17 protein-coding genes and 1 pseudogene are annotated in these 23,751 nt (G+C 69.5%); 9 read left to right on the top strand and 9 right to left on the bottom strand.

The genetic code is table 11. From position 1 onward, the window contains the following. Positions 1 to 23: 23 nt before the first annotated feature. Positions 24 to 416, top strand: coding sequence for a RidA family protein (locus tag SB771_RS27295; RefSeq protein ID WP_105830637.1), 393 nt, complete (start codon positions 24 to 26; stop codon positions 414 to 416). Here SB771_RS27295 and SB771_RS27290 read toward each other — a convergent pair. The 4 genes and pseudogenes from SB771_RS27290 to SB771_RS27275 all read right to left on the bottom strand — a co-directional run. Continuing rightward, positions 416 to 514: pseudogene (locus tag SB771_RS27290) on the bottom strand (SDR family NAD(P)-dependent oxidoreductase); the annotation flags it as partial. The gene SB771_RS27295 and the pseudogene SB771_RS27290 sit on opposite strands and share 1 nt — an antisense overlap. Before the next feature lie 35 nt (positions 515 to 549). Continuing rightward, positions 550 to 3,687 (bottom strand): efflux RND transporter permease subunit, encoded by a 3,138-nt coding sequence (locus SB771_RS27285; protein ID WP_175661243.1) that lies wholly within the window; start codon positions 3,685 to 3,687, stop codon positions 550 to 552. Next, on the bottom strand, positions 3,684 to 4,793 hold the full coding sequence (locus SB771_RS27280) for an efflux RND transporter periplasmic adaptor subunit (RefSeq protein WP_175661244.1): 1,110 nt from the start codon (positions 4,791 to 4,793) through the stop codon (positions 3,684 to 3,686). Before SB771_RS27280 ends, SB771_RS27285 begins: the two co-directional genes overlap by 4 nt. Positions 4,794 to 4,875: 82 nt before the next feature. Beyond that, the gene (locus tag SB771_RS27275; RefSeq protein ID WP_006753846.1) at positions 4,876 to 5,493 is read right to left on the bottom strand and encodes a TetR/AcrR family transcriptional regulator; all 618 of its coding nucleotides are present in this window, start codon (positions 5,491 to 5,493) and stop codon (positions 4,876 to 4,878) included. A 76-nt stretch (positions 5,494 to 5,569) separates the two neighbouring features. Between SB771_RS27275 and SB771_RS27270 the strand changes: the two genes are divergently transcribed. Beyond that, the gene (locus SB771_RS27270; RefSeq protein WP_410721826.1) at positions 5,570 to 7,030 is read left to right on the top strand and encodes an efflux transporter outer membrane subunit; all 1,461 of its coding nucleotides are present in this window, start codon (positions 5,570 to 5,572) and stop codon (positions 7,028 to 7,030) included. 29 nt (positions 7,031 to 7,059) lie between these two features. Here SB771_RS27270 and SB771_RS27265 read toward each other — a convergent pair whose 3' ends face one another. The 4 genes from SB771_RS27265 to coxB are packed head-to-tail and all read right to left on the bottom strand — an operon-like array spanning position 7,060 to position 12,801. Next, positions 7,060 to 8,691, bottom strand: coding sequence for a c-type cytochrome (locus SB771_RS27265; protein ID WP_175661246.1), 1,632 nt, complete (start codon positions 8,689 to 8,691; stop codon positions 7,060 to 7,062). Further along, on the bottom strand, positions 8,682 to 9,083 hold the full coding sequence (locus SB771_RS27260) for a cytochrome C oxidase subunit I (protein WP_126224911.1): 402 nt from the start codon (positions 9,081 to 9,083) through the stop codon (positions 8,682 to 8,684). The genes SB771_RS27265 and SB771_RS27260 overlap by 10 nt, the downstream gene beginning before the upstream one ends. Beyond that, the gene (gene ctaD / locus SB771_RS27255) at positions 9,080 to 11,728 is read right to left on the bottom strand and encodes a cytochrome c oxidase subunit I (protein ID WP_175661247.1); all 2,649 of its coding nucleotides are present in this window, start codon (positions 11,726 to 11,728) and stop codon (positions 9,080 to 9,082) included. Before ctaD ends, SB771_RS27260 begins: the two co-directional genes overlap by 4 nt. 14 nt (positions 11,729 to 11,742) lie before the next feature. Next, positions 11,743 to 12,801 (bottom strand): cytochrome c oxidase subunit II, encoded by a 1,059-nt coding sequence (gene coxB, locus SB771_RS27250; RefSeq protein WP_175661248.1) that lies wholly within the window; start codon positions 12,799 to 12,801, stop codon positions 11,743 to 11,745. 281 nt (positions 12,802 to 13,082) lie between these two features. Between coxB and SB771_RS27245 the strand changes: the two genes are divergently transcribed. Then, the gene (locus SB771_RS27245) at positions 13,083 to 14,066 is read left to right on the top strand and encodes an SDR family oxidoreductase (RefSeq protein WP_126224907.1); all 984 of its coding nucleotides are present in this window, start codon (positions 13,083 to 13,085) and stop codon (positions 14,064 to 14,066) included. 5 nt (positions 14,067 to 14,071) lie between these two features. Then, the gene (locus SB771_RS27240; RefSeq protein ID WP_175661249.1) at positions 14,072 to 15,850 is read left to right on the top strand and encodes a glycoside hydrolase family 15 protein; all 1,779 of its coding nucleotides are present in this window, start codon (positions 14,072 to 14,074) and stop codon (positions 15,848 to 15,850) included. A 204-nt stretch (positions 15,851 to 16,054) separates the two neighbouring features. Here the strand turns inward: SB771_RS27240 and SB771_RS27235 are convergent, their stop codons facing one another. Continuing rightward, positions 16,055 to 17,881, bottom strand: a complete 1,827-nt coding sequence (locus SB771_RS27235; protein WP_175661250.1) for a thiamine pyrophosphate-requiring protein — start codon at positions 17,879 to 17,881, stop codon at positions 16,055 to 16,057. Positions 17,882 to 18,391: 510 nt separating this feature from the next. Between SB771_RS27235 and SB771_RS27230 the strand changes: the two genes are divergently transcribed. From SB771_RS27230 to SB771_RS27210, 5 genes are all read left to right on the top strand, one after another. Further along, positions 18,392 to 18,784, top strand: coding sequence for a DUF305 domain-containing protein (locus tag SB771_RS27230; RefSeq protein WP_175661291.1), 393 nt, complete (start codon positions 18,392 to 18,394; stop codon positions 18,782 to 18,784). A gap of 510 nt (positions 18,785 to 19,294) precedes the next feature. Beyond that, positions 19,295 to 19,777 (top strand): BON domain-containing protein, encoded by a 483-nt coding sequence (locus SB771_RS27225; RefSeq protein WP_011661430.1) that lies wholly within the window; start codon positions 19,295 to 19,297, stop codon positions 19,775 to 19,777. 113 nt (positions 19,778 to 19,890) lie between these two features. Then, the gene (locus SB771_RS27220; protein ID WP_175661251.1) at positions 19,891 to 20,376 is read left to right on the top strand and encodes a DUF1641 domain-containing protein; all 486 of its coding nucleotides are present in this window, start codon (positions 19,891 to 19,893) and stop codon (positions 20,374 to 20,376) included. 302 nt (positions 20,377 to 20,678) lie between these two features. Beyond that, complete coding sequence (locus SB771_RS27215; protein ID WP_175661252.1) at positions 20,679 to 22,061, top strand: HlyD family secretion protein; 1,383 nt, start codon at positions 20,679 to 20,681, stop codon at positions 22,059 to 22,061. Between the two features lie 85 nt (positions 22,062 to 22,146). Further along, positions 22,147 to 23,751, top strand: coding sequence for a DHA2 family efflux MFS transporter permease subunit (locus SB771_RS27210; protein ID WP_175661253.1), 1,605 nt, complete (start codon positions 22,147 to 22,149; stop codon positions 23,749 to 23,751).

Raw genomic sequence — 23,751 nt, 5'->3', positions numbered from 1 at the left:
CGAGCCCGGCCACGGAGACACTCATGCGCGAACGCGAAGCGATCATTCCGGCCGGAATGGAGGCCGTGTACGAAAAAATCGGCTATGCACCGGCGATCAAGGTCGGCGATACCGTCTACGTGTCCGGCCAGATCGGCCGTGACGCTGCGATGCAACTGGTGGAAGACCGCGAAGCGCAGATCGTGCAGGCGTTCGAGAACCTGAAGCGCGTGCTGGAGGCCGGCGGCGCTTCGCTCGACGACGTGGTCGACCTGACGACCTTCCACACCGACATGCGCGACCTGCCGCTGTTCATGCAGGTGCGCGACCGCTATTTCCATGCGCATCCGCGGCCGGCGTGGACGGCGGTCGGTGCGCACATGCTGGGCGGTTCGCCGGGCTATATCGTCGAGATCAAGGCGGTGGCGGTGCTGTAACCGAACACGCGACACCCGCGCTTCGCGAACTTCTCGGCGGCGGCGCGCCCGATGCCCGACGACACGCCGGTCACGACGACAACGGTGGGATTCGACATGGCTGTTTCCTTCGATACGATGAACGGGGTGGGTATCAATCGCGCACGTCGAGGGCGGGTGCAAGGGTAGGTTCGGGAAGCGACGCTTCGTGTTCGCCACGGCGTGAACCGGCGGCATGGCCGGGCCGGATTCGATACCAGATCGCATACATCGCCGGCAGGAACACCAGCGTGAGGACCGTGCCGGCGAACGTGCCGCCGATCAGCGTGTATGCAAGCGTTCCCCAGAACACCGAATGGGTGAGCGGAATGAACGCGAGCACGGCGGCCATCGCGGTCAGGATGACCGGGCGGGCCCGCTGCACGGTCGCTTCGACGACCGCATGGAACGGGTCCAGCCCCGAGAGTTCGTTCTGGTGGATCTGCCCGATCAGGATCAGCGTGTTGCGCATCAGGATCCCCGACAGCGCAATGAGCCCGACCAGCGCGTTGATGCCGAACGGCTGCCCGAACAGGATCAGCGTCGGCACTACGCCGATCAACCCGAGCGGGCTCGTCAGGAACACCATCACCATCGCGGAGATCGAGCGCACCTGGAAGATGATGATGACGAGCGTGATCGCGAGCATGATCGGGAACAGCGGCAGCATCGCCGCGGTCGCCTTGCCCGATTCCTCGATGGAGCCGGCCTGCTCGATTCGATAACCGCTCGGCAGCTTGTCGGCGATCGGTTGCAGCGCCTTCGTGATCGCGGCCGATACGTCGGGCGGCTGCAAGCCGTCGGCGATGTCGCCGCGCACCGTGACGGTCGGCACGCGATCGCGCCAGCGCATGATCGGCTCCTCCATGCGCACGTCGACCTTGCCGACCTGCGACAGCGGAATGTGCTGGCCGTTCGCGCCGACGAGCGTGAAGTCGTCGAGCCGCGCCGGGTCGAGCCGCGTATCGCCGCCCGAACGCGCGATTACCTGCACGGTTCGGATATCCTCGCGCACCGCCGTGACGGGCACACCGGTGAGCAGGAACTGCAGCTGCTGCGCGACCGCGCCCGACGTCAATCCGACCGCCTGCAGGCGATCCTGCTGCAACGTGAAATGCATCGTCGGCGCGCGCGTGCCCCAGTCGGCATTGACCGTGCGCATCATCGGGCTGCCGGTCATCACGCGCTGGACGTCGGTTGCGATACCGCGCAGCGTGTCCGGATCGGGGCCCGTGATCCGGTAGGCCACCGGGAACGGCGAATACGGACCGAACACGAGTTGCGTGACGCGCACGCGCGCTTCGGGCGCGAGGCCGTCGGCGATGACTTTTCGCAGTCGCGCCTTCAATGCCTCACGTTCCTCCTGGCTGTCGGTGCGCACCACGATCTTCGCGAACGACGGATCGGGCAGCTCCGGCCCCATCGCCAGATAGAAACGCGGCGCACCCTGGCCGACGTACGCGGTGACGATCCTCGCTTCCTTCTGTCTGGCGAGCCATGCCTCGACCTTCGACGTGGTGGCGCTGGTCTGCGAAATCGACGTGCCGTACGGCATCTGCACCTCGATCAGCACCTCGGGGCGATCGGAGATGGGGAAAAACTGCTTCTTGACGATCGCCATGCCGAGAATCGCGAGCACGAACAGGCCGACGACCGAACCGGCGACCAGCCATTTGCGGGCGATCACGCGCGTCAGCAGCTGGCGGAAGCGGTTGTAGCGGGGCGTGTCGTAGATCGCATCGTGACCGCCCTCGAACTTCTTGAAGTCCGGCAGCATCTTCACGCCGAGGTACGGCGTGAAGGCCACCGCGATGACCCACGACGCGATCAGCGCGATCCCGACGATCCAGAACATGTTGCTGGTGTATTCGCCCGCGGAGGAGCGCGCGAAGCCGTTCGGCATGAAGCCGACCGCGGTCACCAGCGTACCGGCCAGCATCGGCGCGGCCGTATGGCTCCACGCGTAGGCCGACGCGGCCACGCGGTCGTAGCCTTCCTCCATCTTCACGACCATCATCTCGATCGCGATGATCGCGTCGTCGACCAGCAGGCCGAGCGCGAGGATCAGCGAGCCGAGCGTGATGCGGTCGAAGTTCTTGCCGGTCGCGGCCATCACGACGAACACCACGGCGAGCGTCAGCGGCACGGCCGCGGCGACGACGAGGCCCACGCGCCAGCCCATGCTGACGAAGCTCACCAGCATCACCACGAGCAGCGCGGCGAAGAACTTGACCATGAACTCGTCGACGGCGGAGCTGATGTTCACGGACTGGTCGGTCACCTTGGTCAGGCTCATGCCGAGCGGCAGCCCGCTATTGATCGCGCCGACCTCGTGGTCGAGGGCCTTGCCGAGGTCGAGCCCGTTCCAGCCGTCGCGCATCACGATGCCCAGCAGCAGCGCGGGTTCGCCGTTGTTGCGGATCAGGAACGTCGACGGGTCTTCGTAACCCCGCTCGACGGTGGCGATGTCCGACAGCTTCAGCGTGCGACCTTGCGCGACGATCGGCGTGTCGCGAATCTTCTGCAGCTTGTCGAACGCGCCGTCCACGCGAATGAAGATCTCCGGGCCGCGCGTCTCGACGGAGCCGGCCGGCGTCAGCGCGTTTTGGCCGTTGAGCGCGGCGAACACGTCCTGCGGGCTCACGCCGAGCGTCGCGAGCCGGTCGTGCGACAGCTGGATATAGATGCGCTCCGCCTGCTCGCCGATGATGTCGACCTTCTTCACGCCGGGCACGTGCAGCAGCCGCTGGCGCAGCGTCTCCGCGTCGCGCACCAGCAGGCGCTGCGGCTCGCCCTTGGCCTTCAGCGCGAAGAGGGCGAACGTGACGTCCGCATATTCGTCGTTGACCATCGGGCCGATCACGCCCGACGGAAGATCGTTCGCCACGTCGCCGATCTTCTTGCGCGCCTGATAGAACTGCTCCTGCACCTCGGACGGCGGCGTGCTGTCGAGCAACGTCAGCGTCGTGAAGGCGAGGCCGGGGCGCGTGTAGGTTTCGGTGCGGTCGTACCAGCGCAGCTCCTGCATGCGCTTTTCGATCTTTTCGGCGACCTGGTCGTGCATTTCCTGCGCGGTCGCGCCGGGCCACGCGGTGACGATGGTCATCACCTTGACCGTGAAGGCCGGGTCTTCCGCGCGGCCCAGCTTGAAGAACGACACGAGCCCGGCGAGCGAAATCAGGCAGATCAGGAACAGCGTGACCGCGCGCTCGCGCACGGCGAGCGCCGACAGGTTGAAGCGGCGCTCGCTCACGGCCGTGCTCCTTCGCTTGCGACCGCGATGGCCTGCGGCGACACGCGGACCGTTTCGCCTTCGCGCAGCAAGTGGGCGCCGAGTGCGACGACGCGCTCGCCTTGCTTCAGCGTGCCGGACACGCGGGCGCTGTCGTCGTCCAGATGCTCGAGCTTGACCGGCCGCCACGCCACCTTCGCCGGATCGCCGGCGACGACCCACACGCCGGGCCCCTTGCCGGCGTCCAGCAGCGCGCCGATCGGCACCTGCAGGCCGGCTGGCGGTGCGCCGTCCGCGATCCGGATCGTCACGGTCGCACCCAGCGGTGCGCCGGCCAATGCACCCTGCAGCACATAGCGCGCTTCGAATGTGCGGGTTCTGGCATCCGCAGTATCGGAGAGCTGGCGCAGCGTCGCGGGAACGCTCGCGTCCTGCTTGCCGAACAGCTCCGCCTGCGCGCTCGACCCGATCGCCGGGCGCAGGGTTTCGGGCAACTGGATCACGGCCTCGCGGCTGCCGGCGTGCGCGAGCCGCACCACCGGCTGGCCCGCGCTGACCACCTGACCGGGCTCGGCGAGGGTTTCCATCACGACGCCGTCGCCGTCCGCGACGAGTTCCGCATAGCCCGTCGCATTGCGCGACACGTTCGCGTCGGCCTCGGCGGCACTCAGTTGCGCCTTGGCGGCATCGGCCGCCGCCTTGATCTGGTCATAGGCCGATGCCGATATCGCTCCGGTGCCGCGCAGGTCGCGGTAGCGGGCTTCATCCTCGGCGGTCTGCCGCGCGCGGGCCCGCGCGGCGGCCACGGCCTCGTCGCGTGCGCGGGCCGCGAGCTTCAGGTCGACGGGGTCGAGCCGCATCAGCGGCTGGCCGCGCCGGACGGTTTGACCGGCGTCGACGAGCCGCTCCTGCACCTTGCCGGACACCCGGAACCCGAGGTCGCTCTGCACGCGGGCGGCGACGGTGCCGGTAAACGCGCGGGACGCGGGAACGGCCGCCTGCACGACGGCGGTACGCACGAGCGGCGCTTCCGTGCGCGGATCGGAAGGCGCTTTTCCGCTGCACGCGGCTAGCGCGAGCGGCAGTGCGGAAGCGACTGCGAGGAGAGCGATGCGACGCCTGACCATGAAAGACCCAGTGACGAAGTGTTCGGGGCTTTCATTGTGGATCTAGTGACTAAAATAGTCAATGGTCACAAAAGGTGACGTATCACGGGGCCAGGCTGCGCAGAACGAGGTTCGACAACTGCGCGGGCGCGGCGTCGGTCGTGTCGAGGTTGTATTGCAGCAGCAGGGGATTCAGGTACGGGCGCATCACCAGGTAGATCGCCATCGCGGTTTCGTCCAGCGGCGTCTTGCGCTCGAACTCGCCGTTTTGGCGGCCTGCCTGCAGCACGTCCTGCAGCAGTTTCTGCACGCGCGCTTCATAGGCCTGCACCGACTGCCAGTTCCCGGTGGCAGCCGACGCGGCGATGTCGTACAGCTTGCGGTCGCGGAAGAACAGCCGCAGGCTCGCTTCGGTAAAGACCTTGAACATCCGCCGCAGCTTCTCGGTGGGGAGTTCGGCCTCGGCGACGGCCGCGCGCACCTCGGTCTCGATCTCGTGCAGGCAGTTCGCGCAGATCATTTCGCCGATCGCCTGTTTCGATTCGAAGAACTTGTAGATATAGGCCTTCGAGAAGCCGATCGCCTTCGCGAGATCGGACACGGTCGTCTTTTCATAACCGTACCGGCTGAAGTGCTCGGTGGCGGCGACGACGATCTGGTCCCGGACGTCGTGGTCGGCCGGCCCCCGCGCGGGGGCCGGGGAAGAAGCGGTTTTTTTCATGGGCTGCAGCCGACAGGATGGACAACGAGTGACTATTTGGTATTATAGTCACTATCGAATTCTTGCGAAAACCGTCATGCTACCCAAACCCGTCGTTGCCGCGGTTCTTGTTGCCGTCCTGTTGACGGGTTGCGCCGTCGGTCCCGACTACGTGCGCCCGGACGTCGCGATGCCGCAGCGGTTCCTGGGCCAGGCCGCCGTGGACCAGCGGCACGCGGCCGCCGATGCCGACCTCGCGACGTGGTGGATGGGGTTCGGCGATCGGCAACTGACGCGCTACGTCACGCTGGCCCTGGCGCAGAACCTCGATCTCGCGCAGGCCGCGGCACGCGTCGCACTAGCGCGCGCAGGGCTGAGTGCGGCGAATGCGGCGCTGCTGCCTTCGGGCGAGGTGAGTGGTCAGGCGGCGCGCGTCTACCAGTCGGTCGAAACGCCGTTGGGGCGTGTGCTGAACTCGGCGCCGGGTTTCGATCGTCACGGCAGCGACTATGAGGCCGACTTCAACGCGAGCTGGGAACTGGACGTGTTCGGCGGGTTGCGCCGCGGCCGCGAAGCGGCGCTCGCCGACTACCAGGCGTCGGAAGCCGGCGCGGTGGCGACGCGCCTTGCCGTCGCCGCGCAAACCGCGGACATCTACATCACGATTCGCGGGTTGCAGGGCCGGCTGAAGGTCGCGCGGCACCAGGTGCAGACCGAGCAGGATCTGCTGTCGACCATCAGCCTGCTGTATGGCAAGGGTCTCGCGGCGGAGCTTCAGGTCAGGCAGGCCGAAGGCGCGCTCGCGCAGGTTCGCGCGACGGTGCCCGTGCTCGAAGCGGCGCTGGACACGGCGATGAACGCGCTCGACGTGATGCTCGGTTCGCAGCCCGGCACGCATCGGGCGGAATTGCTCGACGGCGGCGACGTGCCGGTCGCGCCGCGGATCGCGGCGACGGGAACGCCCGGTGAACTGCTCAGGCGGCGGCCCGACCTGATCGTGGCCGAGCGGCGCGTGGCGGCGGCGAACGCGCGCATCGGCGTGGCCGTCGCCGAGTATTACCCGAAGTTCTCGCTGCGCGGACTGATCGGCAGCACGACGACGATGGGCGCGGGCAACCTGTTTACCGGCGGCGCGAACCAGGCTGCGGGCGTGCTCGGGCTGCGCTGGCGGCTGTTCGACTTCGGCCGGATCAATGCGCAGATCGCGCAGGCCAAAGGACAGGATGCCGAAATGCTGGCCGCGTATCGGCTCGCGGCGCTGCACGCGACCGAGGACGTCGAAAACGCGTTCTCGGCGCTCGTCAAGCGCGACGAACAGGCGGCAGTTCTTGGCGGCGGCGTGGATTCGCTTGGGCGAGCGAGAGCCGCGTCGTTTGCGGCGTACCAGAAAGGGGTCGTCAGCCTGATCGAAGTGCTGCAGGCCGATGAAAACCTGCTGCGCGCGTCCGACCAGCGCGTGCAGGCGCAGACCGAATCCGCACGCGCGGCGGTCGCCGCGTTCAAGGCGCTCGGTGGTGGGTGGCAGGTGCAGGGATCGGAGGCGGTGGCGATGCGGTAGTGACTTCGTCGGAATGCGGCCGATGTCCGTCATCGATGAATCGCCGCCCGCAACCGCCTCACCTCCTGCTCCGACACCGGCGCGGCGCGATTGCCCCACGCGCCGCGCACGTAGCTGACCACCGCCGCGATTTCGCTGCTCGTCAGCGCGCCGCGCATCGCGGGCATCCGCTGCACGGGGCCGTTCGTGCCGGGCGCCGGCCGCGCGCCTTCGACGACGATCCGGATCGCACTCGTCGGATCGGCCGCGAGCACAGCCGTATTGCCCGCGAGCGGCGGGCCGTGATCGCGCACGCCGGCGCCGTCCGCGCCGTGACAGCGTGCGCAGAACCCCGCATACACGCCGGCGCCCGGCGCCTGCTGACCGCCTTCCGGCCGCGGCCCGGCGGCCGTCAGTCGCGGGACGCCGACGCCCAGCGGGTTCGTCGCGGCAGTCGGTTGCGCGGGCAACGATTTCAGGTAGACGGCGATCGCGCGACGATCGTCGTCGCTGAGCAGCGCGGTGCTCTCTTCGACGACCGGCGCCATCGCGCCGAACACCGCGCCGCGTACCGCATGGCCGCTGCGCAGAAAGGCGGCGAGCTCGTCGATCGTCCAGCGGCCGAGGCCGTCCGTGTCCGCGCCGGTCAGGTTCGGCGCGAACCAGTGATCGTTGATGCCGCCGGTCAGGAATGCCGGGCTGCGCTCGTCGTAGCCGCGCTCGTTATAGGCCGGCCCGCGCGGCGTATGGCACGCGCCGCAGTGGCCGAGCCCCTGCACCAGATACGCGCCGCGATTCCACTCGGCCGATTGCGACGGTTGCGGCACGAACCGGTCGCGGTTCGCGAATACGAGACTCCATAGCCCGAGCGCCCAGCGCTGGTTGAACGGAAACGGCAGCCGCGTCAGCTTTGCCGCGTTCGCGGACGGCGCGACGCCGCGCATGAAATACGCATAGAGCGCGCGCACGTCGGCGTCGGTCATCCGCGCGAACGACGGGTAGGGCATCGCCGGATACAGCCGGCTGCCATCCGCGCGCACGCCGCGCCGCAAGGCGTCGTCGAACTGCTGCAGCGTGTAGTGGCCGATTCCGTGCGCCGGATCCGGCGTGATGTTCGGCGCATAGATCGGCCCGAATGGCGAATTCACCGGTTGGCCGCCCGCGTACGGCGTGTGATCGGCCGCGTCGTGACAGGCCGCGCAGTCGCCGGCAAGCGCGAGGTAGCGGCCGCGCGCGATCGACGCGGCGTCGGCGTTCGCGGCGGCAGCGGCGACCGTCGGGCGCCGAGCCGCCTTGGCCGATGCCGAATCCGGTGGCGCGGCGGGCGTGGGGGTCGACACAGCCGACACAGCCGACGCAGCCGACGACGCCGCCGATGACGACGACGCAGCCGACGCCGCCACGACAGGCGCCCCGGAAAGCCTCCGATCCTCTTTCACGCGAGCCGACATCGACGCGCCGGCATCGGCCGCCGACGCACCGATCCGCACGAAGCGCCAGCCCGACGCGGGCTCGGGCGCTTCCGTCGCCGACGCGGCGTCGGCCGTATCGCCGGCGGACGCACGATGGTCGTCCTGCTGCATGTCGCACGCGGCGAGCGCGACGCAAGCGGCGAGTACGGCGAGTGCGACGCTGATCGCACGCTCGGGAAAGCGGAACGAAGCGAACGAGATCAGCGCCATGGACTGCACGGCCCCACGAAAGCCGACACGATGCCCGTGAACACGAGACCGATCACGAACCCCAGCGCGGCGAGCATCCCGCAGCGCGCGAGGAATCGCGTGCTGTCGTCGCGCGTCGCGGCCTGAACGTTGGCGTCATGCCTGCGTTGCCACGTGCGCACGAGCCAGGTGGCGAACGCCGCCGCCAGCGCGAATGCGCCCGCTGCGATCAGCGCGAGCCACACGCCCACGTGCGCCCAGCGCGGCACGGCCTGCGCGACGCCGAGCGGATAGCACGCGGTCGACGCAAGCGTCTCGGACGCGAGCATCTGCGCGAACCACAGCGCGGGCGCGCCGATCAGGCCGGCCGCGATCGCGAGCAGGGGCGTCCACGAGCGTCGCGCGCCGTTCATCCCGACCTCCTGAGCCAGTACGGCGACAGGTACAGCGCGGTGAAGATGAACAGCCACACGATGTCGACGAAGTGCCAGTAGAGCCCGCCGACCGTCAGCGCGACGCGCCGCTCACCGCTGAAGAAGCCGGCGGCCGTCCAGCCGGCGAGCAGCGCGAGGATCACGAGCCCGGCCACCACGTGCGCGAGGTGAAAGCCGGTGATTGTGAAGTACAGGCTGCCGTACAGATGTACGGTCGGGCCATACGGATGGTCGCGCCACTCGTGCAGCTGAACCAGCGCGAACGCGATGCCGAGCACCAGCGCGACGGCGAGCGCGGCCACCGCGCGCGGCCGCTTGTCGGCCCGCACCGCGCGCTCGGCGAGCCACACGAACACGCTGCTCGACAGCAGCACGACCGTGTTGCCGGCCGCGAGGCCGATCTTCGGCATCCCTTCGGGCGGCCACGGCGCGGATGATTGCGACTGCAGATAGAAGTAGCAGAACAGCAGGTAGCCGAACAGGCCGGCCTCGGTCACGATCAGCGTGATGACACCCCACCAGCCGCCCGCGCGTTCGCCGCAACTGCCGACGGGCAGCGGTTCGACGCACGCGGCCGGCGCGCCTGCCGGCGCCGTGGCCGACGACGGTTCGTCCGGATGCGCGCCGGCGGCGGCCGACGGCGCCTGCGTGTCATCGCGGGTCGGCAGGTGCGCGCGCTGCCCGAGCGTGCCGCGCGGCCACAGCCAGGCGGCGGTCGCGATCGCGCACCCGGCGACGGCCACGCAGACGAGCGTCGGCGAGCGCGCCAGCATCGCCGCGAACACCGCCGTGGCAAGCAACGCCAGCACGAACGGCACGCAGGTGTCCTCCGGCATCTTCAGGATCGCGCTCGGCGCCGCCGCGAGCGGCGTGACGGCGAGCGCCTCGCGGCCGTCGGCGAGCCGGTAGCCGACCCGCAGGCTGGTGCGCTTCGGATCGTCGCGGGTTTCCCACAGCGGATGCCGCGAGCCGACGAGCGGCAGCACCGCGAAGTTGTACACGGGCGTGGGCGACGCGACCGACCATTCGAGCCCGGCGCCGCCCCACGGATTTTCGCTGGCACGCGCACCGCGCCGCGCGCTGACGAGCGCGTTGACGACGAACATCACGATGCCGATGCCGAAGATGAACGAGCCGATCGTGGTCAGCAGGTTCGACGTGTCCCAGCCCATCCCGGACGGATAGGTGTAGATGCGGCGGGGCATCCCGAGCAGCCCGGCGACGTGCATCGGGAAGAAGCCGAGGTTGAAGCCGACCAGCACGACCCAGAACGTCAGGCGTCCGAATCGCTCGTTCATCATCCGCCCGGTGAACTTCGGGAACCAGTACGTGACGCCGCCGAGCACCGGGAACACGTTGATGCCGAGCAGCACGTAATGCAGGTGCGCGACGACGAAATACGTGTCGGTCAACTGCCAGTCGAGCGGCACCGCGGCCGTCATCACGCCGGACACGCCGCCGACCACGAACATCAGCACGAAGCCCGCGAAATATAGGAACGGCGTGCGGAACACCGGGCGGCCGGTCCAGATCGTCGCGAGCCACGCGAACACCGCGACCGCGCTCGGGATCGAGATCAGCATGCTCGCCGCGCCGAAGAACGCGAGCGCGAGCGGCGCGATGCCGGTCGCGAACATGTGGTGGACCCACACCTCGAAACCGATCAGCATCGTCGCGACCGTCGACACCGCGACCGCCTCGTACGCGACGAGCGGCCGCCGGCAGAAGGTCGGCAGCGCATCCGACACGATGCCCATCGCGGGCAGCACGACCACGTACACCCACGGGTGCGCGAACATCCAGAACAGGTGCTGCCACAGCAGCGGCCGGCCGCCGTTCGCGACGTCGAAGAAGTGCGTGCCGGCATTGCGGTCGAGCCACAGCAGCAGGAACGCGAGGCTCACCGACGGCACCGCGACGAGGTTCGCGACGGATGCGGTCAGCGTGCCCCATACGATGATCGGCAGCCGGTCGATCGACATCCCGTGTGCGCGCATGCGCAGCAGCGTGACGACGAAGTTCGCCGCGCCGCCGGTCGTCGAGATGCCGAGCAGGATCATCCCGAGCGCATAGATGTCGATGTTCGCGCCGGCGCTGTAGTCGAGCGACGTGAGCGGCACGTAGTTGAACCAGCCGCCGTCGGGCACCGCGCCGAGCGGAAAGCTCGCATACAGGAACAGCCCGGCGAACAGGAACACCCAGTACGAGAACGCATTGAGCCGCGGGAACGCCATGTCGCGCGAGCCGAGCATCAGCGGCCACAGATAGTTCGCGAAGCCGGACAGCACCGGCAGCGCGTACAGGAAGATCATCGTGACGCCGTGCATCGTGAACAGCGCGTCGTACTGCGCGGGCGTGAGCACCGTCGCGTTCGGCCGCGCGAGCTGGATGCGCATCACGAGCGCCTCGACGCCGCCGAGCAGCAGGAACGCGAAGGCGGTGACGATGTAGCGCAGCCCGATGCGCTTGTGATCGACCGTGCCGAGCCAGCCGCGCCAGCCGGGTTCCGATTCCCACAGCGCGGCGAGCGCGCGCTCGTGCGCGGAGCCCGGCGGCGCGTCGCCGAGGTCTGGCACGCGGCTGAGCGCGGTGGGCGCGGCGGGCGTGTCGTGGGCAACGGCCATTCGTGATCCTCCGTTCAATGCAGCGTCGCGAGATAGGCCGCGAGATCGTCCGCGTCGCGCGGCGCGAGTGCGAACGACGGCATCAGCGTCTGCGGCTTGATTTGCTGCGCGTGCGCGATCCAGCGCCGCAGGTTCTCGGGCGTGTTGTCGAGCGTGCCGGCCGCGAGCAGCCGGCGCGATCCGAGATGCGACAGGTCGGGGCCCGCGTCGCCCGCCGCGTCGGTGCCGCGCACCGCGTGACAGCCCGCGCAGCGCGTGGCGAACACGTGCCGGCCGCGCTGCTCGGCGCCGGCCGCGGGGGCGGGCGCCGGCTGCCGCTGCGCGGCGAGCCACGCGCGAAACGCGTCGGGCGGCTCGGCCACGACCTCGAACGCCATGTGTGCGTGCTGCGCGCCGCAGTATTGCGAGCACTGTCCGCGATAGACGCCGGGCCGGTCGGCTTGCAGCCATTGATGGTTGGTCTGGCCGGGAATCGTCTGCGTTTTGCCGGCCAGTTGTGGGACCCAGAATGCATGGATTACGTCGGCGCTGTTCAGGTCGATCGCGATGGGCTCGCCCACCGGGATGTGGATCTCGTTGGCGGTGACGAACGCGGCGCCGCCCGCGTCGTCCGGATAGCGGACGTCCCACCACCAGTCGTGTGCCGTCACGACGATCGTCAGCGCCGGTGGGCGCGGCGGCGCAGCGACCACGCCGAGCACGCGCAGCATGTACACGAGCGCGGCTAACAACAGCACGATCGAGATCGCGGAGCCGACCGTCACGATCGCCAGCCCGCTGCGCGGCGCACCGCCTGCCTGCGTGCGGCGGCGAAATATCGCGATCAGCAGCAACACTGCGATCGCGATGCACACGAACGTGCACAGTGCGACGAGCGCCCAGCCGAGCACGAACACCGGCCGCGCGGCGGGGCCGGCCGCATGCGCGACGTACGCGAGTGGCAGCGGTCCAGCGGGCCCGGCGGTGGCTTTCCCCAGTTCACCGGCCGCACGCGCGACCGCCGGCGCTGCGAGGCTTGCGACGGAAGCGATGCACGCGATACGGCGCGCTTGGGTGAACGGCGGAACGGGCAACGCGACTCCTTGCCGAATTCGACGGCATGACCACAAACCGTTCGCGGCGCAGCAATTTCCGTGCGCGCGGCGCGTTTGCGCATGGCTCGGAGATTGCGGGCGCAACGTCCGGCGCGTTACAGCCGGCTTGTAAATTGGGCGACCGTTTACCGCGGGCGCCCGGATTGCAAGGCCCGCCCGCCGCGCGGCATGCCGCTTGCTACGCCGATCGCGTTCCGGCACGCAATGCGCAAGCAGCCCTCGGCGTGCGGGCCACTCTGAAACAGCGGGAGGAATCGACCGTGAAGACCGTCGCGATCACCGGTGCGAGCGCCGGCGTCGGCCGCGCGACCGCGCACGCGTTTGCGCGGCTCGGCGCGAATGTCGCGCTGCTCGCACGCGATCCGCGCGCGCTGGACGACACCGCGTCCGAAGTGCGCGCGTATGGCGTCGACGCGCTGCCGATCGCCGTGGACGTCAGCGATGCCGCCGCGCTCGATGCGGCCGCCGAACGCATCGAGAACGAACTCGGCCCGCTCGACGTATGGGTCAACAATGCGATGGTGACGGTGTTCGCGCCATTCGACGAAATTTCGCCGGAAGACTATGCACGCGTGACCGAGGTCACCTACCTGGGCTGCGTGTACGGTACGCGTGCGGCGCTCGCGCGGATGGCGCCGCGCAATCGCGGCACGATCGTCCAGGTCGGCTCCGCGCTCGCGTATCGATCGATCCCGCTGCAGTCGGCGTACTGCGGCGCGAAGCATGCGATCCGCGGCTTCACCGACGCGCTGCGCTGCGAGCTGCTGCATGCGCACAGCCGCGTGCGCGTGACGATGGTGCAACTGCCGGCGATCGACACGCCGCAGTTCGACTGGGCCCAATCCACGTTGCCGAATGCGCCGCGCCCGGTCGCGCCCGTCTATGCGCCGGAAGTGGCGGCCGACGCGATCGTGCAGGCCGCGCGTCGTCCGTGCCGCGAGCGCTGGGTCGGCTGGTCGTCGCTCGCCGCGATCGCGGCGAACGCGTTCGCGCCCGGCTGCTTCGACCGCTATCTCGCGCTGACGGCCGTGCGCGGCCAGCAACGCGCGACGCCGGCCGGGCCGCGCGAATCGAATCTGTGGCATACGGTGCCGGCCGGCCATGCGACGCGCGGCGCGTTCACCGCCGAAGCGCGCCGCACCGGCGCCGAAGCGGGCCTTGGCGCGTCGCGCGCGCTTGCGTTCGCGGCGGTCTTCGCGGTGCTCGCGGCGGGCTTCGTCGCCGCGCGCAAGCTGGACCGGTGAGCGCGATGCGGATCGAGGACTACGCGCTGATCGGCGACGGCCGCAGTGCCGCGCTCGTCGCGCGCGACGGCAGCATCGACTGGCTGTGCTGGCCGGACTTCGACTCGCCGCCATGCTTCGCCGCACTCATCGGCACGCCCGACAACGGCCGCTTCCGCATTGCGCCGCGCGACGCGCATGCACGCGCGGTGCGCCGCTATCTGCCCGGCACCGCGATTCTCGAAACGACTTTCGAAACGTCGTCGGGCTGCATCGTGATCCTCGACTGGATGAGCTGGAATACGGCCGATCCGTGCCTGGTCCGCAGCGTGCGCGGCGAGCGCGGCACGGTCGAGATCGACGTCGATCTCGGCGTGCGCTTCGACTACGGCCACGCGCTGCCGTGGTGCCGTCCGTTCGGCCGGCGCTGGCGGATGATGACGGGCGGCGATGCGATGTGGCTCGATACCGAGATGCAGCTCGACGTGCAGGAAGACCGGCTCGTCGGCGCGCAGCGGATCACGGCGGGTGAGCGCGTGGATTTCGCGATCAGCTACGCGCGTTCGTACGACCGGCCGCCGGTCGTGCCGGACGCCTACGCGTCGGTGCGCGACACGCAGTCGTTCTGGCGCGGCTGGGTGACGTGCAACACGGCGGAGGGGCCGTATCGCGACGCGATCGAGCGCGCGCTGATCACGGTGAAGCTGCTGTCGAGCCTGCGCACCGGCGGCATCGTCGCGGCGCCCACCACTTCGTTACCCGAACGTTTCGGCGGCGAGCGCAACTGGGATTACCGCTTCTGCTGGCTGCGCGACGCGAGTTTCACGCTGCGCGCGCTGGTGCGCTGCGGGTACCGTGAAGAGGCCGCGCGCTGGCGCGACTGGCTGGTGCGCGCGATCGCCGACCATCCGTCGCAATTGCAGGTGCTGTATGCAGCCGACGGCGGCCGTCGCGCGGCGGAATGGACTGCGCCGCATCTGGCCGGCTACGAAGGCGCGCAACCGGTGCGCTTCGGCAACGCGGCGGCCCTGCAACTGCAGCTCGACGTGTACGGCGAGGTGCTGGGTGCGCTGTACCATGCGCGCCGCCACGGCTTGCCGCCCGACGACGACGCGTGGATGCTCGAGCGGCGGCTCATCGAGCATCTCGCGACGGTCTGGCGCGACCCCGACGAAGGGATCTGGGAAGTGCGCAGCGGCCGGCACCTGTTCACGTCGTCGAAGGTGATGGTCTGGGCGGCGGTCGAAAGCGCATGCCGCTCGGCGCGCGCGTTCGGTCATCACGCGCCGCTCGACGTATGGCAGCGCTGGGCCGATGCGATTCGCGACGACGTGTGCACACGCGGCTACCACGAGCAACTCGGCCGGTTCGTCGAGCGCTACGACGGCGACGGGCTCGACGTGAGCCTGCTGCTGATTCCGCTGACGGGCATGCTCGACGCGTGCGATCCGCGCGTGGTCGGCACGGTTGCCGCGATCGAGCGGGAATTGCTGGAGGACGGGCTGCCGTTCCGCTATCGGCCGCAGCCTTTCAACGACGGCTGCGAAGGCGACGAAGGCGCGTTCGTCACCGCCGGTTTCTGGCTGGTGCAGGTGTACCGGATGCAGGGCCGCGACGACGATGCGCTCGCGCTGTTCGAGCGGCTGCTGAGCCTGCGCAACGACGTCGGGCTGCTGGCCGAGGAATACGACGTGAACGCGCGGCGCCTGTGCGGAAATTTCCCGTTTACGCTCGCGCAGGTCGGGTTGATCAACGCGGCACTCGCGCTGCAGGGCGACGGAAGGGACGACGTCGATATCGGCTGACGCGCTGGCGCGCTGACGCACTGATGCACTGATGCACTGATGCACTGATGCGCTGACGGGCTGACGGGCTGACGGACTGACGGACTGACGCACTGACGCACTGATCCACTGACCCACTGACGCGCCGCCGCGCCGCCTCGCACGGGACGCGACGGGCGACACCGCGAACGCGCCGTACTCCGCCGCGCCGCCGCCCATCCTCCGCTACGACTCCTTCTTGCCCCCCTTGCCACCGTGTTCGCCATTGCCCGGCAACACGGCCGACAGCACCTGCCGCGCCGTCTCGACAATCACGTTCGCTTCACGCGGGTCGCCCTTCACCAGCGTCTCGGCGAAGTGCTTCGCCTGCTGCAGCGTCACGTGCGGCGGCAGCGGCGGCACCTCCGGATCGCTTTTCACCTCGAGCACGACCGGACGGTCCGACGCGAGTGCCTCGTCCCACGCGGCGCCGAGCTGTTCCGGATCGTCGACGTAGATGCCCTTCAGCCCGAGCAGCGTCGCGAAGCGCGAGTACGGCACGTTCGGAATCTGCTGCGACGCGTCGAACTTCGGGTCGCCTTCCATCACGCGCTGCTCCCACGTGACCTGGTTCAGGTCCTCGTTGTTCAGCACCATGCAGATCCAGCGCGGATCGGGCCATTGCCGCCAGTACTTCGCGACGGTGATCAGCTCGGCCATGTTGTTCATCTGCATCGCGCCGTCGCCGACCATCGCGATCACCGGGCGCACCGGGTACGCGAACTTCGCGGCGATCGCGTAGGGCACCGCCGCGCCCATCGACGCCAGCCCGCCCGACAGCGAGCCCATCATCCCGCGCCGCATCATCAGGTCGCGTGCATACCAGTTCGCGCACGAGCCGGAATCGCTCGTCAGGATCACGTCGTCGGGCAGCCGCGACGACAACTCGGTGAACGCGCGCTGCGGATTCACGCCGCGCCCGGCGCTCGCCTTCGCGGCCGCGCGCGCGGCCAGCGTGTCGCGCCAGTCCGCATTCCATTTCGCGATCCGGTCGCGCCAGCCGGTGTCGCCGCGCTCCTTCAGCAGCGGCAGCAGCGCGCGCAGCGTCTCGGCGCTGTCGCCGACGAGGTTCACCTCCATCGGATAGCGCAGGCTCAGCATGTCGGCCTTCAGGTCGATCTGCACGCCACGCGCCTGGCCTTCCTTCGGCAGAAATTCCGAATACGGGAAGCCGGAGCCGACGACGAGCAGCGTGTCGCATTCGGTCATCAGCTCGTAGCTCGGCTTGGTGCCGAGCAGCCCGATCGAGCCGGTCACCCACGGCAGGTCGTCCGGCAGCGCGGCCTTGCCGAGCAGCGCCTTCGCGGCGCCAGCGCCGAGCCGGTCGGCCACCGCGATCACCTCGTCGGTCGCGTGCAGCGCGCCCGCGCCCACCAGCATCGCGACCTTCTTGCCCGCATTGAGCACGTCGGCCGCGCGCTGCAGGTCGTCCGCGTACGGGACTACCTTCGGCGGCGTATAGCCGACCCCCGAATGCACGGTGCCGTGCGCGCGCTTCGGCGGCGCGTAGTCGAGCTCCTGGAGGTCGCTGGGCAGCACCAGCGCGGTGACGGTGCGCGCGCCGAGCGCGATGCGCACCGCGCGGTCGACCAGATGGCGTACCTGCGCGGGCACCACTGCAAGCTGGACGAAGGCGCCCGCGACGTCCTTGAGCAGCGCCGGCAGATCGACTTCCTGCTGATAGTGGCCGCCGAGCGCGGCACGCGCCTGCTGGCCGACGATCGCGAGCACCGGCATGTGGTCGAGCCGCGCGTCGTACAGGCCGGTCACGAGGTGCGTGGCGCCGGGGCCGGACGTCGCGACGCACACGCCGAGCTCGCCTGTAAATTTTGCATGCGCGGACGCCATGAAGGCCGCCATCTCTTCGTGGCGCGCCTGGATGAATTCGATCTTGCCCTCGGCCCGGCTGAGCGCGCCGAAGAAGCCGTTGATGCCGTCGCCCGGGTAGCCGTACACGCGGCGCACGCCCCAGTCGTACAGCCGTTCGACGATGAAATCCGCCACTGTCGCCATGCCGTTTCTCCTTGGTTCCGGATGAGCCGAAGCGCCGTGCGCGGGCGATGCTCCTGCGCGGCGCTGTCGGGCGCTCGCGCAAGGCGCGTGCCGCGCGCATCGGGCACGGGCATTGCATGCTGGCGTTGCAAGCACACGGCAAGCAATCCGGAGTGCGGCGATGGCACTTTCCGACGTACTGGCGATCGACGACGTGCGCGTCCGTACCGCTTGCCGACCGATCGGCCCGACGCCGACGGCACCTACGCATGGCATGCGCCGACGATCGTCGTCGGCGAGGTCGACGCGAAGCCCGTGACGGGGCTCAGCTATACGTACACCGATGCGAGCGCCGCGCCGCTTGACGGCTGGCGCGGCGAACACATCCGCGCGTGCAGGATCGAGATCGGCGCACAGGATGCGCGCGATCCATCGCGCGTGCGACGCACATGCGCGCGCACGGTGGCGATAGGCGAGCTCGGTCCGCCGCGCGGCGTGCGCCTGGCCGTTCAATCTTCGAGGAGTCACGACATGGATCTGTTCACTCGCCGCCCGATGCGCACGTCCTGGAACTGCGCGGCCTGCGCGCTGCTGGTCGCGGCCGTTGCCGCGCTGCCGGCGTGGGGCCAATTGCGCCCGCCAGCCCCCGTGGCCGCGCCCGACACACCGACTCAAGCGTACAAGCGCGCGGACCACAGGATGATGGAGGCGATGGACGCCGCACCGTACACCGGCGACGCCGATCGTGATTTCGTCGAGCACATGACGCCGCACCACCAGGGCGCGATCGACATGGCGCGGGTCGAGCTGAAATACGGCAAGGACCCGACGCTGCGCAAGCTCGCGAGCCGCATCATCGCCGCGCAGCGCGACGAGATCGCGCTGATGGAGCGTTGGCAGAGGGAGCATGGCGCGGCGCCGTGAACGCCGGTCAGGCGGCGGTTGCGTGCCCCCGGCGGTTGGTTATGTTGCGGCGTCCGCGCGGCTGGCGCGGGGATGACCGATGCCCGGCACGGCGTTTCCGCTTTCCGGATTGCAACGGCATCCTTCAATCGCAACTAACGGTCATTCGCGTTGTCGCCCTCGACTTGGATGCGTATGTATCGCGATGACACCCGTCGCCCCGACGCGGATCCATGAACCCGCTCGCAGGCGGTGGGCGGCTCATGCACGGCTCGAACCGCGCACCGTCGCGCCGCGTCGCCCGCCGGGCCTTCCTGCGTCGCGCCATTCGTTCGTGCGGGCCAACCCCCAGCCGCGGAATTTTCAAGCGCTTGTCATTTCGCGCGTCGTTGGATCCCGCGGTCGCCGGGCGGCGCGGGCCCGGATGCCGCGCAGGCGGACACGCGGCAGCGGCTTACGCACGAGGCACGGCACATGCTGTCTCGTGATGACGAAGCCCGGCGGTACCGGGTATCGACTACGGTGATTCCCATGACTTCCAGAACGCGTTCGAACAATCCGTTGTTGAATCTAGCGGTGGCCGTGGCGTGCGGCGCGGCGGCGATGTACTTCCTCGATCCGGCGTCGGGCCGGCGGCGGCGCGCTTACGTGCGCGACAAGGCGGCGGCGAGCCGGCACGGTGTGCTCGACTATGCGAACACGCAGGCGAAGCGGGCAGCCGACCGCGCGCGCGGCGCGATCGCGGGGCTGCGCGCCGACTGGCTCTCGGGCGATGCGGACGACGTGGTGCTCGCCGAACGCGTACGCGCCGCGCTGGGCCATCTGGTCGGGCGTGCACGCGACGTCGACGTGAGCGTCTCGCACGGGCATGTGCGCTTGAGCGGGCAGGTGGAGGAAGCGGAACGGCATGCCATCGTCGACGGCATCGCCGCGGTGCATGGCGTGAAGGCCGTCGAGGACGCGATGGGCGCACGCAGCGAATACAAGGCGCCGCCCGGCGGCCCCGTGCACTGACGGCGGCATCGGCCGCGCACCGGCGGGCGCGGTGAACGAAGCACGACACGAATCCGGCGCCCGCGCGGCCGCCGCCACGGCGGCCGTGCGGCGCCCCATCCGGAGAACAGCTGATGACCGATCGCCCATCCCCCGGCACGCCGCCTCCCGCACCCGAACCCGATGCGCATAACGCGCTCGAAAGCCTGCTCGGCAGCCTGCACCGGCACGGCTTTCTGCGCTTCGCGAACGAGGTCGTCAGCGCGAACGCGCAGATGGCCGAGACGTTCGTCGGCGCGCTGGACAAGCCCGGCATGCAAACCGGTGTGCAGAATCTTGCCGCACTCGTGATGGCGCTGTCGCGCATTCCGCCGCAGCAGTTCGGCAAGGCCGCGTTCGCGGCGGCCGATGCGCTGCATCACATCGGCGCGTGGAAGCCGGATGAGCACGAACACGTCGCGCCCGGCGTGCGCGGCGCATACCGATTGCTGCACGACGAAGCGTTGTGGGACGCGCTGACGCCGTTGCTCGAAGGGTTGAAGGTGTTCGCGCAGGGGCTCGCGCGCGAGGCTCCGAACCCCGCGATCCCGCCGGTCAGCGAGAGGCAGACGGACGCGTGACAGCGGTGCATTCGTGCGGCGCACGGTTCACGTGAGTTCGGAACAGGCGCGGATACGCGAGCCGCGCTTCAAGACGACCCGCAGCCGGCCGCGGGCCGCCTGCGATTTTTCAATGCGTTGTCATTTGTTCCGCAGGCCGGACACCTGGCAACGGCCGCCGGCCCGTACGAGCCGCGGCTCAACGTAGTTCAGCGCGTGCTGCCCCGTCCGCGCGCCGGCCGGGTGCGCCGCTTGCTTGCCCGCGCGCTTGAAGGCCGGCGCGGGCAATGCCGCCCGCGGCCACCGCCCTGGAGCGATCTTTCATGCCCGATGCGACCCTGTTCCCGTTGTCCATTCATGAGCGATTCCGCGTCGTGCTGCGCCGCGCGTTCACGCCGGGACGACGCGGTGCGTGGGCGCTGCCGGTAGCTATTCCGATCCCATACGCGGACGCAGGATCTACGGAGCTTGCACCACCAACCATCACCCGCGCCGGCGACGGCAACGCCGACAGCGGCCACGGCGGGCGCGCCGGAGCCGGCCGCCACGACGAACGCGACACCGACGCGCCGGGGGGCGGCGGGGGCGACGGCCATCCGCATGACGACCGAGGCGGCCGCACCGGCGGCGATGGCGACGGCGGCAACGGCGCAGGTGAAGGCGAACGCAAGCGGCCGGGCAAGAAGCCGTTGATCATCCTCGGCGCGGTGGCGGTCGTGCTGGTGATCGCGGGGCTCGTGTGGTGGCTCGCGACGCGCAATCAGGAAAGCACCGACGACGCATACACGGACGGCAACGCGGTGGCCGTCGCGCCGCATGTCTCCGGCTACGTGACGCGGCTCGCCGTCGACGACAACACGTACGTGCACCGCGGCGACGTGCTGGTCGAGATCGATCCGCGCGACTACCGTGCGCAGGTCGACGCGGCGCGCGCGCAACTCGGCCTCGCGCAGGCGCAGCTCGATGCGTCGCGCGTGCAGCTCGACATCGCGCACGTGCAGTTCCCGGCCCAGTACAAGCAGGCGCGGGCACAGATCGAATCGGCGGAAGCCGCGTACCGGCAGGCGCTCGCCGCGCAGGAACGGCAGCGTGCGGTCGATGCGCGCGCAACCTCGCAGCAGGCGATCGACGCGGCCGACGCGCAGCGGGCGAGCGCCGATGCGAACGTCGCGATGGCGCAAGCCCAGGCGCGCACCGCGAGCCTCGTGCCGCAGCAGATCCGCCAGGCCGAAACGGCCGTCGAGGAGCGCCGCCAGCAGGTGCTGGCGGCACGTGCGCAGCTCGATACGGCGAACCTCAACCTGTCGTACTGCGAAGTGCGCGCACCGTCCGACGGCTGGGTCACGCGCAGGAACGTTCAACTCGGCTCGTACCTGCAAGCCGGCGCGTCGGTCTTCTCGGTCGTCACGCCGCGCGTGTGGATCACCGCGAACTTCAAGGAATCCCAACTGGAGCGGATGCGCATCGGCGATCGCGTCGACGTGTCGGTCGACGCGTATCCCGATCTCGACCTGCACGGTCACGTCGACAGCATCCAGCTCGGCAGCGGCGCGCGCTTCTCCGCGTTTCCGGCCGAGAACGCGACCGGCAACTTCGTGAAGATCGTGCAGCGCGTGCCCGTGAAGATCGTGCTCGACGGTCCGCTGCCGAACAATCCGCCGCTCGGTCTCGGCCTGTCGGCCGAACCGACCGTGCACCTGAAATGACCGGCCGCCGCGCGGCGGCCCGCTTTCACCGGAGCGATCCGATGCCCGACATCCGCACGTCCGCCATGTTGACGGGGGCCCGTCGATGAACCGGCCGTCCGACAAGCCGCCCGACGGCTCCGCTTCGTCCGGCGGCGCGTGGCGGCCCGCCGCGAACCCGTGGGTCATCGCGATCGTCGTCACGCTCGCCGCGTTCATGGAGGTGCTCGACACGACGATCGTCAACGTCGCGCTGCCTCATATCGCCGGGACGATGTCCGCGAGCTACGACGAGGCGACCTGGACGCTCACGTCGTACCTCGTCGCGAACGGCATCGTGCTGCCGATTTCCGGCTTCCTCGGGCGCCTGCTCGGCCGCAAGCGCTACTTCCTGCTGTGCATCGCCGCGTTCACCGTGTGCTCGTTCCTGTGCGGCGTCGCGACCAACCTGGGCGAACTGATCGTGTTCCGCGTGCTGCAGGGCCTCTTCGGCGGCGGGCTGCAGCCGAACCAGCAGTCGATCATCCTCGACACGTTTCCGCCCGAACAGCGCAACCGCGCGTTCTCGATCTCGGCGATCGCGATCGTCGTCGCGCCGGTGCTCGGGCCGACGCTCGGCGGCTGGATCACCGATCATTTCTCGTGGCGCTGGGTGTTCCTGCTCAACGTGCCGATCGGCGCGCTGACCGTGCTCGCGGTGATGCAGCTCGTCGAGGATCCGCCGTGGCGACGCGGCGCCGAGCGCGGGATCTCGGTCGACTACATCGGCATCGGGCTGATCGCGATCGGGCTCGGCTGCCTGCAGGTGATGCTCGATCGCGGCGAGGACGAGGACTGGTTCGGATCGAACTTCATCCGCGTCTTTGCGGTGCTGTCGGCACTCGGCCTGATCGGCGCGACGCTGTGGCTGCTGCGCGTGAAGAAGCCGGTGGTCGATCTGTCGTGCCTGCGCGACCGCAACTTCGCGCTCGGCTGCGTTACCATCGCGACGTTCGCGGCCGTGCTGTACGGCAGCGCGGTGATCGTCCCGCAACTCGCGCAGCAGCACCTCGGCTACACGGCGACGCTCGCGGGCCTCGTGCTGTCGCCCGGCGCGCTGCTGATCACGCTGGAAATCCCGCTCGTGAGCCGGCTGATGCCGCACGTGCAGACGCGCTATCTGGTCGGCTTCGGTTTCGTGCTGCTGTCGGTCGCGCTGGTCTATTCGCGGCTGCTGGTGCCGGACATCGACTACCGGCACCTGGTGATGATCCGCTGCGCGCAGTCGCTCGCGATCGGCTTCATGTTCGTGCCGATCACCACGCTCGCGTACCTGACCGTCCCGCAGCGGCTCAACGACGACGCATCCGCGCTGTTCACGATGTTCCGCAACGTAGCGGGCTCGATCGGCATCTCGGTGTCGACCGCGCTGATCCGCGAGCGGACGCAGGCGCGCATGGCGCACCTGTCCACGCACATGTCGCCGGTGTCGCAGAACTTCCAGGACGCGCTGCACGAGAACGCGCGCGCGATCGGCGCGCTGTCGGGCGTGCCGCCGCCGGCCGCGCTGCAAACCGCGACCGGCCGGCTGTACGAGACGTTCATCTCGCAGGCGACGATCCTCGCGTATATCGACGTGTTCGCGATCCTCGCGGTGTTCTGCGCGTTCAGCATTCCGCTGACGTTCCTGTTCTCGCCGGTGAAGGCCGCACGCGGCGCGGGAGGGCATTGA

It is taken from the genome of Burkholderia sp. SIMBA_051, from assembly GCF_046534915.1.
GTDB classification, from domain to species: domain Bacteria; phylum Pseudomonadota; class Gammaproteobacteria; order Burkholderiales; family Burkholderiaceae; genus Burkholderia; species Burkholderia ambifaria.
The sequence above is the reverse complement of the archived record's forward strand: the minus strand, read 5'-3'. Positions and strand labels throughout refer to the sequence as shown.